We start from the raw sequence: 15316 nt of genomic DNA on the forward strand, positions 1-15316 counted from the left end.
GGAAAACTATGTCGCAAACAGTGGTTCACCAAGGGCTGAACGTGAAACGCAGCCTGCTGGATGCCGTGCTGGCGGGGCTGATTGCTTTGATCGTGTTTGGGCCGATCGTTGGCATCGTGCTGAACGGCTACAGCTTTAACTTTGAGCCGCGCCGGCTGGTGTGGATTATTGCCGCAGTGATGGCCGGGCGGTTGCTACTGAGCCTGTTCCTGCAAACTGCGCCGGGGCGCAAACTGCTGACGCGCTTTGACGGCGGCAATGACGGGGTGTATGTCCGGCCGATAGGGGCCAAGACCAGCCTGCGCTGGATTATGCCGCTGATGGCGGTGATTGCGTTGCTGTTCCCGTTCGTCGCCACCAAATACCTGCTGACGGTGGCGATACTGGGGTTGATTTACGTGTTGCTTGGGCTGGGTCTGAACATTGTGGTTGGGCTGGCCGGGCTACTGGATCTGGGCTATGTGGCGTTTTACGCCATCGGCGCCTACGGGTTGGCGCTGGGCTACCAGTATCTTGGGCTGGGGTTTTGGGCGATGCTGCCGCTGGGGGCGCTGATGGCGGCGCTGGCGGGGGCGTTGCTGGGGTTCCCGGTGTTGCGCATGCACGGCGACTATCTGGCGATCGTCACGTTGGGGTTCGGTGAAATCATCCGGCTGGTGCTGAATAACTGGATGTCGCTGACCGGCGGGCCGAACGGCGTTTCGGTGCCGGCCCCGACCCTCTTCGGCCTGGAGTTTGGCCGGCGGGCGAAGGACGGCGGCGTGCCGATCCACGAATTCCTCGGTATTACCTACAACCCCAATCTGAAGTTTATTTTTATCTATACGGTGCTGTTCCTGGTGGTGTTGCTGGTGCTGTACATCAAACACCGGCTGACGCGCATGCCGATCGGCCGCGCCTGGGAGGCGTTGCGCGAGGATGAAATCGCCTGCCGTTCGTTGGGCCTGAACCACGTGCTGGTGAAGCTGTCGGCCTTTATGATGGGCGCTTCCACCGCCGGGCTGGCCGGGGTGTTTTTCGCCACCTATCAGGGGTTCGTCAATCCCACGTCGTTCACTTTCTTTGAGTCGGCGTTGATCCTGGCGATCGTGGTGCTGGGCGGCATGGGATCAACCATCGGCGTGGTGCTGGCGGCGTTTGTGCTCACGGTTGCACCGGAACTGCTGCGCAGCTTTGCCGAATACCGGGTGCTGCTGTTCGGCGTGCTGATGGTAGCGATGATGATCTGGCGGCCGCGCGGGCTGGTAAGGATCAGCCGCACCAGCTTTGCGCCGCGCAAGGGGGTGGCGCCATGAACGACGCTATCTTGCGGGTTGAGCACCTGATGATGCATTTTGGCGGCATCAAGGCGCTGAACGACGTGAATCTGTCGGTTGAACGCGGTTCCATCACCGCATTGATTGGCCCTAACGGTGCTGGAAAAACCACGGTGTTCAACTGCCTGACCGGTTTCTACCGCGCCACCGGCGGTGCGATTCTGCTCAATACCCATAAGCGGCCGACCGACGTTATCCAGGTGTTGGGGCAGAAGTTCCGCGCCGGCGACTGGGTTAACCCAAAGCGGCTTGGGTCGCGCGTCTACTATAAAATGTTCGGCGGCACCCATCTGGTCAATCGCGCCGGGCTGGCGCGTACCTTCCAGAATATCCGGCTGTTCCGCGAGATGTCGGTGGTGGAGAATCTGCTGGTGGCCCAGCACATGCTGAGCAACCGCAATTTGATCGCCGGCGTGCTCAATACGCCCGGTTATCGCCGGGCGGAAAACGACGCGCTGAACCGCGCCTTCTACTGGCTGGAGGTGGTGGAGCTGACGGACTGCGCCAACCGGCTGGCGGGGGAGATGTCTTACGGCCAGCAGCGGCGGCTGGAAATCGCCCGCGCCATGTGCACCACGCCGGAGATGATTTGTCTCGATGAACCGGCCGCCGGGCTGAACCCGGTGGAGACGGCGACGCTGAGCCGCATTATCCGTTTTCTGCGCCAGCATCACGGCATTACGGTGCTGCTGATCGAACACGATATGGGCATGGTGATGGAGATCTCCGATCGGGTGATCGTGCTCGATCACGGTGACGTGATCGCCGAAGGCACGCCGAAAGAAATTCAGCATAACGATACGGTGATAGCCGCTTACCTTGGTGCGGATGAAGAGGAGCTGGCGGGATGAGCAACGCGATGTTGGAGTTTCGCGACGTAGACGTGTTTTATGGCCCGATTCAGGCGTTGCAGCAGGTGTCGTTGCAGGTGAACGAAGGGGAAACCGTCGCGCTGATCGGCGCCAACGGCGCGGGGAAATCCACGCTGCTGATGTCGATTTTCGGCCAGCCGCGGATCAGCGGCGGGCAGATCTTGTTTCGCGGCGAGGATATCAGCCGGCGTTCCACCCATTACGTGGCCAGTAGCGGCATCGCCCAGGCACCCGAAGGGCGGCGTATTTTCCCGGATATGAGCGTGGAGGAAAACCTGCTGATGGGCACCATTACCCTTGGCAACCGCTATGTGGATGAAGATTTGCAGCGCATGTTCGATCTGTTCCCGCGCCTGAAAGAACGGCGCAACCAGCGTGCGATGACCATGTCCGGCGGCGAGCAGCAGATGTTGGCCATCGCCCGCGCGCTGATGAGCCGGCCGAAGCTGTTGCTGCTGGACGAGCCGAGCCTGGGGCTGGCGCCGATTATCGTCAAACAGATCTTCAGTATTCTGCGCGAACTGACCCGTGGCGGCATGACGCTGTTTCTGGTGGAACAAAATGCCAACCATGCGCTGAAACTGTCCGATCGCGGCTATGTGATGGTCAACGGCCAAATTCGCCTGACCGGCAGCGGTGCGGAGTTGTTGAGCAATCAGGAGGTGAGGAAAGCCTATCTGGGCGGGGTTTGAACCGTCGGGCCGGGGCAGGGAAGCTCCCGGCCATCGATTTAGAACTGGCGCTGGATCCAGCGCACGTTCAGCCGCACCAGCGCGATGATGCCGCTGGACAACATGCGCAGGCCGGCAGGCAAATCGCGGCGGCGAATATCCAGCAGCAGCACGGTGCGCACGTCCTCGCTGTCATTCCACACTTCGTGTTCGAAGGTGTCATCCCACAGCATAAATTCCCCCTCGTTCAACCGGTATTCGCGCCCATCGACTTTCAGCACCGCTGCGGGAACGCCGTCGGCCCGTTTGGGCATCGACAGCACCAGATAACCGCGCAGAATGCCGCGAAACGGGCCACGGTGCGCCGGCACCTGCTTGCCGGGTGCCAGGAAGGACAGCGAGGCGGAAAGCACGTCCGGCGAGGTGGCGATCAACCCGGCCAGCGTCGGGCAGCGTTCAAGATTGCGGGTTATCGGCTGGCCATAGGCCTGCATGATAAACATCCGCCAGTCGCGCGCATCGTTGGCGGAGATCGACGCCTGTTCGCTCATGATTTCGTGAAAACGCGGGATATTGCGCAGATCCTGGGCAACGCTCAGTGCCTCGTCACGTATCTGCGGCCAGGCGGCGGTAAAACGTTGTGCGTCGGGGAACAGGCGATCGCTGTCGAGCACCGGCGCGCCGGTGATGCGGCGATCGTAAATATCGCGTAACCGCAGCACTGCCCAATCATAGATAAATGACATGGTGTCCTCGTTAAATAAGATGCGACTGCCGGGAGATCAACAACGGTGAGAAAAAGGGTATAGGTTCAACAGATTAGCACAGCCTTTCGCCATGCGGGAGTGGCAGTGGCCAGCGATGAGACCGGAAGGGGGAAACAGGGGATCGGCCCGACAGATTTACCGGCAACAGGCGTTCCTGTCCGGCAGCAAACCAGGTACCGGCCTGAGCCCGTTGTCGAAAAATACAGCACAATAAAAATGTGACGCATATCGCATTTTAATCGGCAGTTGGTTAAAATATCGCTACTGCTCGCACCTGTTCGGACCCCGTTAAATATGGAACACACCCACGTCTCGCGCTCGACCGCCTGGTTGCGCGTGGTTGTCCTCGCCATTTCGGCCTTTATCTTCAATACCACCGAGTTTATTCCGGTCGGGCTATTGAGCGATATCGCCCAAAGCTTCTCGATGCAAACCGAGCAGGTCGGGCTGATCATCACGATTTACGCCTGGATCGTCGCCGCCGCCTCATTGGTGTGCATGCTGCTGACCAGCAAGATTGAGCGCCGCAAACTGCTGATCGGGGTGTTTGTTCTGTTTATCGCCAGCCATGTGTTGACCGCCGTGGCATGGAACTTCACCACGCTGGTGATTTCCCGTGCCGGGGTCGCGCTGGCCCACTCGGTCTTCTGGTCGATCACCGCCTCGCTGGCGATTCGTGTAGCGCCGGCAGGCAAGAAAGCGCACGCGTTGAGCATGCTGGCGGGCGGCACCGCGCTGGCGATGGTGCTTGGCCTGCCGTTGGGGCGCATCGTCGGCCAGTTGCTGGGGTGGCGCATGACCTTTATCGGCATCGCGGTCTGCGCCACCTTCGCGCTGGCGCTGCTGTGGCGCCTGTTGCCGGTACTGAAAAGCGAGCATTCCGGCTCCCTGGCCAGCGTGCCGGTGCTGTTTAAGCGCCCGGCGCTGGTTCGCCTGTATATGCTGACCATTATCGTGGTGACGGCGCATTTTACCGCCTACAGCTATATCGAACCCTTTATCCAGACCGTGGCCGGGCTGTCGGAAAACTTCACCACCCTGATGCTGTTGTTGTTCGGGGCCGCCGGCATTTTCGGCAGCCTGTTGTTCAGCCGCTTCAGCGAACGTTTCCCGTCGGGCTTTTTCATCGGTGCCATCGCATTGTTGATGTTGAGCCTGTTACTGCTGCTGCCGGCCTCCGGTGACGAAACCCACCTGACGCTGCTGTTTGCGGTATGGGGCGTGGCGATCATGGCGATTGGCCTGTCGATGCAGGCCAAGGTGTTGAACCTGGCGCCGGATGCCACCGACGTCGCGATGTCAATCTACTCCGGGTTGTACAATTTCGGTATCGGCGCCGGTGCGCTGCTGGGCAATCAGGTCAGCCTGCACCTGGGCATGGGCAATATCGGCTTTGTCGGCGCGCCGCTGGCGCTGATTGCTCTGGGCTGGTGCCTGTTCAGCTTCTATCGCAGCGAGCGTTTATTGCAGCATCGGGCCTGAAAACAAAAAGCCCGCTTAAGTTGCCTTAAGCGGGGATTGCGGCAGAGATCGCCGGCGGTCGAAAATGATGAAGCGGGAAATGCGGCGCTGCTTAGCCGAATGCGTTCGTCAGGTGCTGTTTCAGCCGTTCTATGTCATTGCTGATGTCCGGGGATTTGATCACGTCGAAACAGGAGAAGGCGGGAAGGATATCGACGCCGCAGAATTTATAATTGGCGGTATTGCTGACGAAGATGTCATCGACGGATTTGCCGGCGAAGAGCTGCTGATTATTATCGTCAAAGGCCTGCTGCGGGGCGTTCCAGGTTAACGACAGCATGTATTTTTTGCCCTGCATTTTTCCGCCGCTGCCGTATTGCCGGTCCGGGTCCTGGCGGGTTCTGCCGTCATCGATCAGCATGCTCTGTTGCATCAACCCGGCGGTAAAGACCTCGTCGACATATTTTTTGTAGATCCAGGGCGTGCCGAACCAGTAGACCGGCGATTGCAGGATAATGATATCGGCCCAGAGGTGCTTTCTCACCTCTTCGGCAATATCGTAACCTTGCTCGATAGCGGTCTGCTGCACTTTATGGCCGCGCGTTTCCATCTCGTCGCGGATCACGCCGAGCAGGGTCGCATTTAAACCGCCTGACGAGATACCTTCGTATAACTGGTGCGTGTTGATTATCAGAACGTTTTTCATAATTGAACCTGTGTGATGGGAAGGGCCAAGAGGATGTCTCGATGGCGAACAGTATCGCCGGAACAAGGTACGAAGCGCTTGCCGGATTCGATTCAATTCTTGCCTGATTCAACGGATTGGCATTGATACCTGCAATAAGGGGACGGCGAGATGATAGACTTTTTGCTGACCCTTTTTCGTTGCGAGAGCGAACCCAATGCTGACCCTCACCAGAGCGAACAACGCGACGCTGGCCAGTCTGGTGGCGAAGATTGCCGATGCCGATGGAGATTACCCTACCGGCATACCTGCACTGACGATTTACCGCAGAAATGCCGTCACGACGCCGATGCCCTGTATCTACGGGCTGGGGTTGGGGTTAACCGTTCAGGGAGGAAAGCGGGTCACGCTCGGCAATGAGATCTTCGACTACGGGCCTGGCCAGTCGCTGATTACCTCGGTTGATCTGCCGGTGGTGTCTTATGTTACCCAGGCCAGCGTCGCCGAGCCCTACCTGGGGCTGCGCCTGGAACTGGATGCCCGGCTTATCTCGCAGCTGGCGGCCGACCCGGATGTCGTCGCGGGAGCGAAAGCGTCCGGCGGCAGGGGGGTATCGGTAGTTGAACTGGACGATGGCTTGCTGGAGGCGGTGAGTCGCTTGGTTAGCCTGTTGGATGAACCGGCGTTGATGGCGTCGATTTACCCGCTGATCTTGCAGGAGATCACCATTCGGTTGCTGAACGGGCAATATGGGCCGACATTACGGAGTTTGGTCGCGCAGGGATCGCCAAGCCAGCAAATCGCCCGGGTGTTGTCGTGGCTCAAACTCAACTTTACGCAGGATTTGTCGATGGAGGCCTTGGCTGCCAAAGCCTGCATGAGTCCATCGACATTCAGGCTGCACTTCCGCGCTTTGACCGGCATGAGCCCTCTGCAATATTTGAAGAACCTGCGTTTGCAGGAGGCTCGGCAGGTGATGATGAATGAAGGGTTGGATGCCGGCAGCGCGGCGGTGCGGGTCGGGTATGAGAGCGCCTCGCAGTTCAGCCGTGAATATACCCGTCTGTTTGGCGCGCCTCCGTTACGCGATATCAAACGGATACGCGAGGCCGGCTGATATCCGCATTTGTACTGCGCTCACACGGCCACGATAAACCCGCCGGAGTATGCCGAACGTTGCCTGTCCAGGGCTGACAAGTGCGGGGGATAGAGACAAAAAACCCGCCTGAGTGGCCTCAAGCGGGCTGTTTTAGCGATCTTTAAACGATGCTTAAGCGATATCGAAGCGATCGAGGTTCATGACCTTGTTCCAGGCGGCGACAAAGTCCCGAACAAAACTCTCCTGAGCATCTGCACTGCCATAAACTTCCGCCAGCGCGCGCAGTTGCGCGTGCGAACCGAAGATCAGATCGGCGCGGGTTGCCGTCCATTTCAGCGCACCGGTCTGGCGGTCGTGACCTTCATACACGCCGTCCTCATCCGCCTTTTTCCAGATTGTGCCCATGTCCAGCAGGTTAACGAAGAAGTCGTTGGTGAGCGTTTCTGGCCGCTGGGTCAGCACGCCGTGCCGGCTTTGGCCGACGTTGGCGTTCAACACCCGCAACCCGCCCAGCAGCACCGACATTTCCGGCGCGCTCAGGGTGAGCAACTGCGCCTTGTCCACCAGTAACGCCTCGGGGGAAATGCGGTAGCGGGTATCGAGGTAGTTGCGGAAACCGTCGCCCACCGGCTCCATGGCCGCGAACGATTCGATATCGGTTTGCTCTTGCGAAGCGTCCATGCGCCCCGGCGTGAAAGGAACGGTTACCGGGTGGCCGGCATTGCTCGCCGCCTGCTCAACGCCCGCACAGCCTGCCAACACGATCAAATCCGCCAGCGAGACCTTTTTGCCGTCGGTCTGTGCATCGTTGAAGGTGCGCTGAATACCTTCCAGCGTGGCCAGCGTTTGCGCCAGTTGCGCGGGCTGATTCACCGCCCAATCTTTCTGCGGAGCCAGACGAATACGGGCACCGTTGGCGCCGCCGCGTTTGTCGGAACCGCGGAAGGTGGAAGCTGAAGCCCAGGCGGTGGAAACCAGCTGTGAAATCGGCAGGCCGGAGGCCAGGATTTTGCCTTTGAGATCGGCGATATCCTGCTGATTAATCAGCTTATGATTAATCGCCGGAACCGGATCCTGCCAAATCAGCTCCTCCGCCGGGACTTCCGGGCCGAGATAGCGTGCGCGTGGGCCCATATCGCGATGGGTCAGTTTGAACCAGGCGCGGGCGAAGGCGTCGGCGAACTCATCCGGATTCTGGAAGAAGCGGCGTGAAATCTGCTCGTACGCCGGATCGAAGCGCAGCGACAGGTCGGTGGTCAGCATGGTAGGGCGATGTTTCTTCGCCGGATCGAACGCGTCGGGAATGGTCTCGCCGACGTCTTTGGCCACCCACTGGTGCGCGCCGGCCGGGCTTTGCGACAGCTCCCACTCATATTCGAACAGGTGCCGGAAGAAGTCGTGGTTCCACTGGGTCGGGGTGGTGGTCCAGGTGACCTCAAGGCCACTGGTAATGGCGTCTTTCCCTTTGCCGGTGCCGAAGGTGCTTTGCCAGCCGAGGCCCTGCTGCTCCAAACCTGCACTTTCCGGGTCGGGGCCGATGTGCGAAGCGGGGCCTGCGCCGTGGGTTTTGCCGAAGGTATGGCCGCCGGCGATCAGCGCGACGGTTTCCTCGTCATTCATCGCCATTCTGGCGAAGGTCTCGCGGATGTCGCGCGCTGCGGCGATCGGGTCGGGATTGCCGTCCGGGCCTTCCGGGTTCACGTAGATCAGGCCCATTTGCACTGCCGCCAAAGGGTTCTCGAGATCACGGTCACCTGAATAACGGCTGTTCTCGCCGCCGCTCGTTTCCAGCCAGATCTTCTCCGCCCCCCAGTAAACGTCGTCCGGCTCCCAAACGTCGGCGCGGCCGCCCGCATAACCAAAGGTTTTGAAGCCCATCGATTCCAGCGCCACATTGCCGGTCAGGATCAACAGGTCGGCCCAGGAAATTTTGCGGCCGTACTTTTGTTTGATAGGCCACAGCAACCGGCGCGCCTTGTCGAGGCTCACGTTGTCGGGCCAGCTGTTGAGCGGGGCAAAACGCTGCTGGCCGGAGCCTGCGCCGCCCCGGCCGTCGCCGATGCGGTAGGTGCCGGCGCTGTGCCAGGCCATGCGAATGAACAGGCCGCCGTAGTGACCGAAGTCCGCCGGCCACCATTCCTGCGAGTCGGTCATCAGGGCATGCAAATCTTGTTTGACCGCCGCCAGATCCAGGCTGTTGAAAGCGTCGGCGTAGTTGAAGTCTTTGTCCATCGGGTCGGACAGGGAAGAGTGTTGGTGCAGGTGCTGCAGACTAAGTTGGTTTGGCCACCAGTCCTGGTTCGAATTGCCACGCTGGGGAAGGGTCTTGTTGCCGCCGCCCGAAAATGGGCATTTGCTTTCAGTTGTCATGATGCGCTCTCTGCTTGTGTCGGATGTTGCGCCAATGGGGGAACCTCTGAGTCAATCTGATCGTTATTGGGTTTCACAGCCTGAACCTGCAAGTAGGTGGAAGGAAACTCAGTAGTAAGCTTAGACAGTGGTTGGCGCGAGATAAAATAGGAATGGTTGAATTCTGTAATAGTTACAGGCTATTGGGGTTGATTGGATTGATAGGCATTACCGGGAAACCATGGCCACCAAAAGTAAAAAGCGCTCGGGTTTCCGCTACTGATTAACTAAACCTGTTCCCCTTCTCTTGAAAATGTACGACCAAAGGTAACAAAAAATGATCGTGATCAATATCACGCTTTGGTGAGGATATAACCTGATTGCTGAACGATAAATACTCATGGCTTTTAGGGGATGGATATGAAAATTAGGGATTTTTTTGTGCAAACGCCGCGGGAAAGGCGCCGCTATGGCGTCGCGCTTTTTGTCGGCGTTATCGCCGGGCTGCTGTCTGCCTTCGTTAAGTGGGGCGCAGAAGTGCCGCTTCCGCCAAGGACCATTCTGGATGGGCGTGCGGAGTTTAATCCACCCTATCTTTTCCTGAGAGATTATTTGGGCATAGATCCGACGGCAACGGTTTACACCTTTTCGGAGCATGTGATCAATCCGGTTATGGTGACGCACATTATTTTCTCGTTGGTGTTTGCCATCGGCTACTGCGTGGTTGCCGAAGTCTTCCCGAAAGTAAAACTCTGGCAGGGCGTGCTCGCCGGCTTAATTGCCACGGTGTGCGTTCACGGCATCAGTTTCCCGCTGCTTGGCTTAACGCCGCCTTTATCCATGCTACCCGTCGAGGAGTATGTTTCAGAAATACTGGGGCATGCATTCTGGTTCTGGGCGATCGAACTTGTTCGGCGTGACCTGCGCAACAGAATAACGCACCAGCCGGATGCGGAAGTTCCTCTCAGCTCACCCTTCCGTTAAGTCAACGCGATAGGCATAAAAGCCCTGAATGTACAGGGCTTTTCCTTCTCGTTGATTATCGTTCTCATGCCGGGGCCTTGCCCTGGGAAATTCTTTAACGCCCTGTTAATCCAGCAATTTCATTTCAAGTGCACGGCTCATGGCTTGGGTACGGCTGTTGACGTTGAGCTTGGCGTAAGTGTTCTTGAGGTGCCATTTCACGGTCTGTGCAGAAATAGCCAGGGAACGAGCGATGTCTTTGTTCGTCTGGCCCTCGGCGATCAGGCGTAATACCTGAAGTTCGCGTTCACTGAGCCCCCAATAGACGTCATGGCTGCTCTGAAGCTGCCTTTCCCCGGTCTGCGCGCCCTTATCTGCCAGGCGACGCTGCGCACCTTGCTCTTTGCAGGCAGCAGGGCCTTCGTGCATATGGAGAAGCAAAGGTTGCAAGGTGTCGCCGGCATCAAGAAAGCTTCGCATGAGATGCGGGTGTTCAGCCAGTGGCAGAACAGGTTGCAGCGCAGTGCAGGCAGCCGCGTTTTTACCGGCTTTCCACAAGGCTAATGACCAGAGCGCACGTAGGCGCGCAGCGGTGAGCCAGTCGCGTCGGTTTTCCTGTTCGGTAACCAGCTCGGCCAGCAGTTTGCAGGCTTGCGGCATCTGGCCGGCGGCCAGCAACAGGCGGCTGCGGCTGAGTGCCGCATGCTGTGCGATCGCACGTTGACAAGGATGTTCGGCATCAATCCTGGCATGGCGCGCCAGCTGTTCCAACTGCCGTTGCAACTGCTCCGCACCGGGGCGATCCGCACGTTGCAGACGCACTCTAACTTGCTCGGCCAACAACAGAGCCTGCAACCGGCGCCACCCGCGAGACACCGCCAACTGCTGCGCATGTTCCAGCAGCCGTTCTGCCTCCTGCGGCATGCCGTCATGCAGGGCCTGCCGCGCAAGGTAGGCGTAGCAACGGCTCAGCGCGTCGGGTGGGCTGAAACGGTCGATGAGTTCGAGCCTATCCGCCAGCAGAGGAGCGAGCGACTCAAGGGGCCTGCGCTCGTAGGCGATTTCCGCCAGCAGCGGCGCGAGTGTCGCTCCGCTGGTCGACTGGGGGCCGGTATAACGCTCGGCCTGGCGTAAGGCATTGCCGGCATACCGCTCGGCGTTCTCCAAATCGCCTTGGCAAAGATGGCATTGGGCGATGATGAAAGCGCGATAAACCGAGACGAACAGATTGTCCAGCGGGCTGTCCGGGCTGGGCATATGGCGTTGGACCGCCAGGGCCTCGGCATAGCGCTGGTTAACCACGTGGCAGTAGCTGAGAATATTGCAGATCAGGCCATCGACCCAGGTATCGCCGCACGGCACTTCGGCCAGCAGAGGCTCGACAATCGCCAGGCTCTCGGGGATGTTTTCGGCAAAGGCTTCGCAGATGGCGCGCACTACCCGCAACTTGATCCAGGCGCTGCGGGCCATCCCGTCACGGTGATCCGCCACCATTTGGTCGAGACTGTCGAGCAACTGTCGCGATTCATCGAAGCGGAAATAGTGCGCCAGCGCCCAGGCCAAATTGATTTGAAGGTCAATGCGCGACGGATCGACGCTCGCCGGCAAGTGACGCATCCAGGAAACCAGAGTATCGATATCTCCCTCTTCAGCCAGGGATTGCGCGCTCGCGCCATCCTGGCCGGGGCTATGAACCGGCTTGCCGGCGGCCAGCGCATGGCGTACCGCCTCAGCCCACAACAGCTGTTCGGCGAACCAATGACTGGCGCGTTCGTGCAACTGTTTGAGGTTGATATCGGCGCGATGGCGCAATGCCACGCACAGGGTTTCCTGCAAGAGAGGATGATAGCGGAACCAATAGCCTTGTTCGTCAAGGGCCGACAGGAACAGGTTGTGCCGTTCAATCCATTCCAGCATCGCCTCGCTGTCGTCACGCCCGGTGACGGCGTTGCACAGCCCGGCATTTAAACGATTGAGAAACGCCGTTTGCATCAGGAAGTCGAGCACTTCCGCCGGCAACGGATCGAGCACCACTTCTTTCAGATAACGGGCGATGGACCGCGTTCCCCCGCGCAGATTGTGGATCAGGTGCCCAGGGTCTTCACGCAATTCGGGGGACAACGAGGCGATCTTCATGCCCGCGATCCAGCCCTCCGTCGCGGACAGCAGCCGAAGGGCATCCTGATTGCTGAGCGGCACGGCGACCGTCTGGCTGAAATAGTTCCGGGTTTCTTCGAGCGTGAACTGCAGGTCCTGATCATAGATTTCCACCAACTGATCCTGGGCCTGCAGGCGGCTCAGCGACAGGCTCGGGTGGAACCGGCTGCCGATGATCAGATGCAGCGCCGCAGGCGCATGCCTGAGCAGATAGCTCAGGGCTTCATGTATGCCGGCGTCATTGATCATATGGAAGTCGTCGATGATCAGATACAGGTCGTGCGGACAATAATGCAATTGGTTAATCAGCCCAGCCAGCAACTGCAGCGAGCTCGAGGGCGCTTGCTCTTCCATGTTCTGCCAAAAATCGGCGTCCCAGTCGGCATAGAGCGGGCGCAAAGCATGCAGCAGATAAGGGATGAACTGCCAGACGTCATCGTCGTCCTCATCAAGGCTGAGCCAGGCAACGCGTTCACCCTGGCCGATCAACTGCTGGTGCCATTGCGCCAACAGCGTGGTTTTGCCGAATCCCGCGCCCGCACAAACGACGGCCAGACGCCGCAGGCGCACTTGATCAAGGCGCTTGAGCAGGCGCGGGCGCTGCAGCAACAGGATAGAGGAGCGCGGCGGGACGAATTTGGTCAGGATAAGCGGCAAGCCTCTCGTCAGCCGCAAAGGCCCCGAGACCAACGATGTAGATTGGGAACCTGCAAAATCCGATTGCTTCATCCGTGGTTGCCTGCCCGTATTTTGTTTTTTCAATTGTACGTCAGAGCCCGGGATGAAACGGAGCCGTCGTTCTGGATAGATAAACAAAATTCATAAACTTTGACCTCGAGCATGAAAACCCCCACTTACCCCCCCATTAGGGTGGCTTCGCAGCTTCCCGAAACGCCCGTACATTTTTTGTATCGGTGTGGTTAGGGTGTGTTCACCCTGTCAAATAGCCCCGCCTGTCCGCCCCTTATTGAGGAGAATCAGATGACGCTGAGCAAACAGGCTTTGCTGCAGGCTTACCGTAAGATGCGCGAGATCAGGACCTTCGAGGAGCGCCTGCATCAGGAAAATACCAGCGGTGACATTCCGGGCTTCATTCACCTTTATACCGGTGAGGAGGCCATTGCGGTGGGGGTCTGCGAAAATTTGACCGACGCCGATTTCATCGGTTCCACGCACCGTGGGCATGGCCACTGCATTGCCAAAGGCTGCGATATTCACGGCATGATGGCCGAGATTTTCGGTAAGGACAGCGGTTTGTGTCGTGGCAAGGGCGGCTCTATGCACATCGCCGACCTGTCGAAAGGCATGCTGGGCGCGAATGCTATCGTGGGCGGAGCCCCTCCGTTGGCCATCGGTGCCGCGCTGACGGCCAAGACCCTGAAAACCGGCAAGGTCGGCGTGTCTTTCACCGGCGATGGCGGGTCCAACCAGGGCCTGGTATTTGAAGCCATGAACATGGCCGTGGTGCTGCAATTGCCGGCCGTCTTCATTTTCGAGAACAACGGCTATGGCGAAGGAACCGGCCATGACTACGCCGTCGGCGGCCGCGATATCGCCAAACGTGCGGCTGGCTTCGGCCTTCCGGCGGTGACGGTCGACGGCACCGATTTCTTTGCCGTTTACGAAGCCACCGCCGAGGCGGTCAAGCGCGCTCGCGAGGGGGGCGGCCCCAGCGTGATTGAGGCCAAGGCCTTCCGCTGGCACGGCCACTTCGAGGGCGATCCGGCATTGTACCGCGCCGAGGGGGAGGTCCAACGTCTGCGTGAACAGCACGATCCGCTGAAGATCTTTACCGACAAGATCCAAAAACAGATCACCCCGGAGGAACTGGCGGCGATCGACGCGGAAGTTGAAGCGCTGGTCGAGGATGCCGTAACGAAAGCCCGCGCGGCCGCTTATCCGGCCCCGGAAGACCTGCTGACCGACGTCTACGTTTCCTACTGAGGGTGATAACAATGGCGATAAAAACCTATCGTGAAGCGGTCAAGGAAGCGTTGGCCCAGGAAATGGAGCGTGACGAACGCGTGGTGCTGATCGGCGAAGACTTGCGCGGCGGCCATGGCGGCAATGCGCCGGAGGAGGCAAGGATAGAGGCCTTTGGCGGCGTGCTCGGCGTGACCAAAGGGTTGTGGACGCAGTTCGGCTCCGGCCGCGTGATCGACACGCCGATTACCGAGTCGGCGATCATCGGCATGGCGGCCGGCGCTGCGGCGACCGGTCTGCGGCCGGTGGCCGAGCTGATGTTCATGGACTTTTTCGGCGTCAGCCATGATGCGCTGTACAACCAGGCCGCCAAGTTCCGCTACATGTTTGGCGGCAAGGCTAAGGCGCCGTTAGTGATGCGTGGCATGATTGGCGCCGGCTTCTCTGCGGCGGCCCAGCATTCGCAGTCGCCCTACAATATCTTTGCCACTACGCCGGGCCTCAAGGTGGTGGTGCCGTCCACGCCTTATGACGTCAAGGGCCTGCTGATCCAGTCGATCCGCGACGACGATCCGGTGGTGTTCTGCGAACATAAAATGCTTTATGACCTCAAGGGCGAAGTGCCGGAAGGCATTTATACCATTCCGCTGGGCGTGGCCAACTACACCCGCGAAGGGGAGGACGTCACCATCATCGCGCTGTCGGCGATGGTGCATAAAGCCAACGAGGTGGCCGACAAACTGGCCAAAGAGGGCATCTCGGTGGAAGTGGTCGATCCGCGTACGATTTCTCCGCTGGACGAGGAAGGCATTCTGGAGTCGGTGGCGTCCACCGGCCGCGTGGTGATCGTCGACGAATCGGCGGCGCGTTTCGGCTTTGCCCATGATGTCGCGGCATTGATCGCTTCCCAGGCGTTCCGTTTCCTCAAAGCGCCGATTGTGCTGGTCACACCGCCGCACACCCCGGTGCCGTTCTCTCCCGCCCTCGAAAAGCTTTGGATCCCCAGCGTCGAGCGGATCGAGGCCGCCGTCCGCCAAGTGCTGGAGGATTGAG

General features: G+C 59.3%; 12 protein-coding genes. 8 read left to right on the plus strand and 4 right to left on the minus strand.

Translation table 11 applies throughout. The features are described 5' to 3' along the window. Positions 1 to 8 precede the first annotated feature (8 nt). From livM to V2S86_RS03025, 3 genes are read left to right on the plus strand one after another with little or no spacing between them, the layout of a single operon-like run. Positions 9 to 1295, plus strand: a complete 1287-nt coding sequence (gene livM / locus V2S86_RS03015) for a high-affinity branched-chain amino acid ABC transporter permease LivM (protein ID WP_330761165.1) — start codon at positions 9 to 11, stop codon at positions 1293 to 1295. Further along, positions 1292 to 2167 carry an ABC transporter ATP-binding protein gene (locus V2S86_RS03020; protein WP_330761166.1) on the plus strand — a complete coding sequence of 292 codons (876 nt, stop codon included), beginning with the start codon at positions 1292 to 1294 and terminating at the stop codon, positions 2165 to 2167. The genes livM and V2S86_RS03020 overlap by 4 nt, the downstream gene beginning before the upstream one ends. Then, positions 2164 to 2880: an ABC transporter ATP-binding protein gene (locus V2S86_RS03025; protein ID WP_006319835.1), complete on the plus strand. Its 717-nt coding sequence runs from the start codon at positions 2164 to 2166 to the stop codon at positions 2878 to 2880. Before V2S86_RS03020 ends, V2S86_RS03025 begins: the two co-directional genes overlap by 4 nt. Before the next feature lie 38 nt (positions 2881 to 2918). Here the strand turns inward: V2S86_RS03025 and V2S86_RS03030 are convergent, their stop codons facing one another. Beyond that, positions 2919 to 3605 carry an aspartyl/asparaginyl beta-hydroxylase domain-containing protein gene (locus V2S86_RS03030; RefSeq protein WP_330761167.1) on the minus strand — a complete coding sequence of 229 codons (687 nt, stop codon included), beginning with the start codon at positions 3603 to 3605 and terminating at the stop codon, positions 2919 to 2921. Between the two features lie 315 nt (positions 3606 to 3920). Between V2S86_RS03030 and V2S86_RS03035 the strand changes: the two genes are divergently transcribed. Next, positions 3921 to 5108, plus strand: a complete 1188-nt coding sequence (locus V2S86_RS03035) for a sugar transporter (RefSeq protein WP_020439444.1) — start codon at positions 3921 to 3923, stop codon at positions 5106 to 5108. A 91-nt stretch (positions 5109 to 5199) separates the two neighbouring features. Here the strand turns inward: V2S86_RS03035 and V2S86_RS03040 are convergent, their stop codons facing one another. Continuing rightward, positions 5200 to 5793 (minus strand): NAD(P)H-dependent oxidoreductase, encoded by a 594-nt coding sequence (locus V2S86_RS03040; RefSeq protein WP_330761168.1) that lies wholly within the window; start codon positions 5791 to 5793, stop codon positions 5200 to 5202. Positions 5794 to 5989: 196 nt separating this feature from the next. Here V2S86_RS03040 and V2S86_RS03045 point away from each other — a divergent pair, with 196 nt between their 5' ends. After that, positions 5990 to 6889: an AraC family transcriptional regulator gene (locus tag V2S86_RS03045; protein ID WP_330761169.1), complete on the plus strand. Its 900-nt coding sequence runs from the start codon at positions 5990 to 5992 to the stop codon at positions 6887 to 6889. A 153-nt stretch (positions 6890 to 7042) separates the two neighbouring features. Here the strand turns inward: V2S86_RS03045 and katG are convergent, their stop codons facing one another. Next, positions 7043 to 9241 (minus strand): catalase/peroxidase HPI, encoded by a 2199-nt coding sequence (katG, locus tag V2S86_RS03050; protein WP_330761170.1) that lies wholly within the window; start codon positions 9239 to 9241, stop codon positions 7043 to 7045. A gap of 399 nt (positions 9242 to 9640) precedes the next feature. Here katG and V2S86_RS03055 point away from each other — a divergent pair, with 399 nt between their 5' ends. Then, positions 9641 to 10204, plus strand: a complete 564-nt coding sequence (locus V2S86_RS03055) for a YagU family protein (RefSeq protein WP_330763144.1) — start codon at positions 9641 to 9643, stop codon at positions 10202 to 10204. Positions 10205 to 10309: 105 nt separating this feature from the next. On the opposite strand, the gene V2S86_RS03060 is transcribed toward V2S86_RS03055, so the two are convergent. Beyond that, entirely contained in the window at positions 10310 to 13069 is a 2760-nt protein-coding gene (locus V2S86_RS03060) for a LuxR C-terminal-related transcriptional regulator (protein ID WP_330761171.1), read from the minus strand. A 252-nt stretch (positions 13070 to 13321) separates the two neighbouring features. Between V2S86_RS03060 and V2S86_RS03065 the strand changes: the two genes are divergently transcribed. Both V2S86_RS03065 and V2S86_RS03070 read left to right on the plus strand, forming a co-directional pair. Then, a complete protein-coding gene (locus tag V2S86_RS03065; RefSeq protein WP_330761172.1) occupies positions 13322 to 14284 on the plus strand; it encodes a thiamine pyrophosphate-dependent dehydrogenase E1 component subunit alpha in 963 nt (320 codons plus the stop codon). Positions 14285 to 14295: 11 nt separating this feature from the next. Further along, positions 14296 to 15315: an alpha-ketoacid dehydrogenase subunit beta gene (locus tag V2S86_RS03070; RefSeq protein WP_330763145.1), complete on the plus strand. Its 1020-nt coding sequence runs from the start codon at positions 14296 to 14298 to the stop codon at positions 15313 to 15315. Position 15316: the final 1 nt, after the last annotated feature.

This window comes from Serratia sp. C2(1), from assembly GCF_036352655.1.
GTDB classification, from domain to species: domain Bacteria; phylum Pseudomonadota; class Gammaproteobacteria; order Enterobacterales; family Enterobacteriaceae; genus Serratia; species Serratia inhibens.

Coding starts and splice junctions, on each gene's coding strand:
- livM (WP_330761165.1), top strand. CDS start 9: ATGTCGCAAACAGTGGTTCACCAAGGGCTGAACGTGAAACGCAGCCTG.
- V2S86_RS03020 (WP_330761166.1), top strand. CDS start 1,292: ATGAACGACGCTATCTTGCGGGTTGAGCACCTGATGATGCATTTTGGC.
- V2S86_RS03025 (WP_006319835.1), top strand. CDS start 2,164: ATGAGCAACGCGATGTTGGAGTTTCGCGACGTAGACGTGTTTTATGGC.
- V2S86_RS03030 (WP_330761167.1), bottom strand. CDS start 3,605: ATGTCATTTATCTATGATTGGGCAGTGCTGCGGTTACGCGATATTTAC.
- V2S86_RS03035 (WP_020439444.1), top strand. CDS start 3,921: ATGGAACACACCCACGTCTCGCGCTCGACCGCCTGGTTGCGCGTGGTT.
- V2S86_RS03040 (WP_330761168.1), bottom strand. CDS start 5,793: ATGAAAAACGTTCTGATAATCAACACGCACCAGTTATACGAAGGTATC.
- V2S86_RS03045 (WP_330761169.1), top strand. CDS start 5,990: ATGCTGACCCTCACCAGAGCGAACAACGCGACGCTGGCCAGTCTGGTG.
- katG (WP_330761170.1), bottom strand. CDS start 9,241: ATGACAACTGAAAGCAAATGCCCATTTTCGGGCGGCGGCAACAAGACC.
- V2S86_RS03055 (WP_330763144.1), top strand. CDS start 9,641: ATGAAAATTAGGGATTTTTTTGTGCAAACGCCGCGGGAAAGGCGCCGC.
- V2S86_RS03060 (WP_330761171.1), bottom strand. CDS start 13,069: ATGAAGCAATCGGATTTTGCAGGTTCCCAATCTACATCGTTGGTCTCG.
- V2S86_RS03065 (WP_330761172.1), top strand. CDS start 13,322: ATGACGCTGAGCAAACAGGCTTTGCTGCAGGCTTACCGTAAGATGCGC.
- V2S86_RS03070 (WP_330763145.1), top strand. CDS start 14,296: ATGGCGATAAAAACCTATCGTGAAGCGGTCAAGGAAGCGTTGGCCCAG.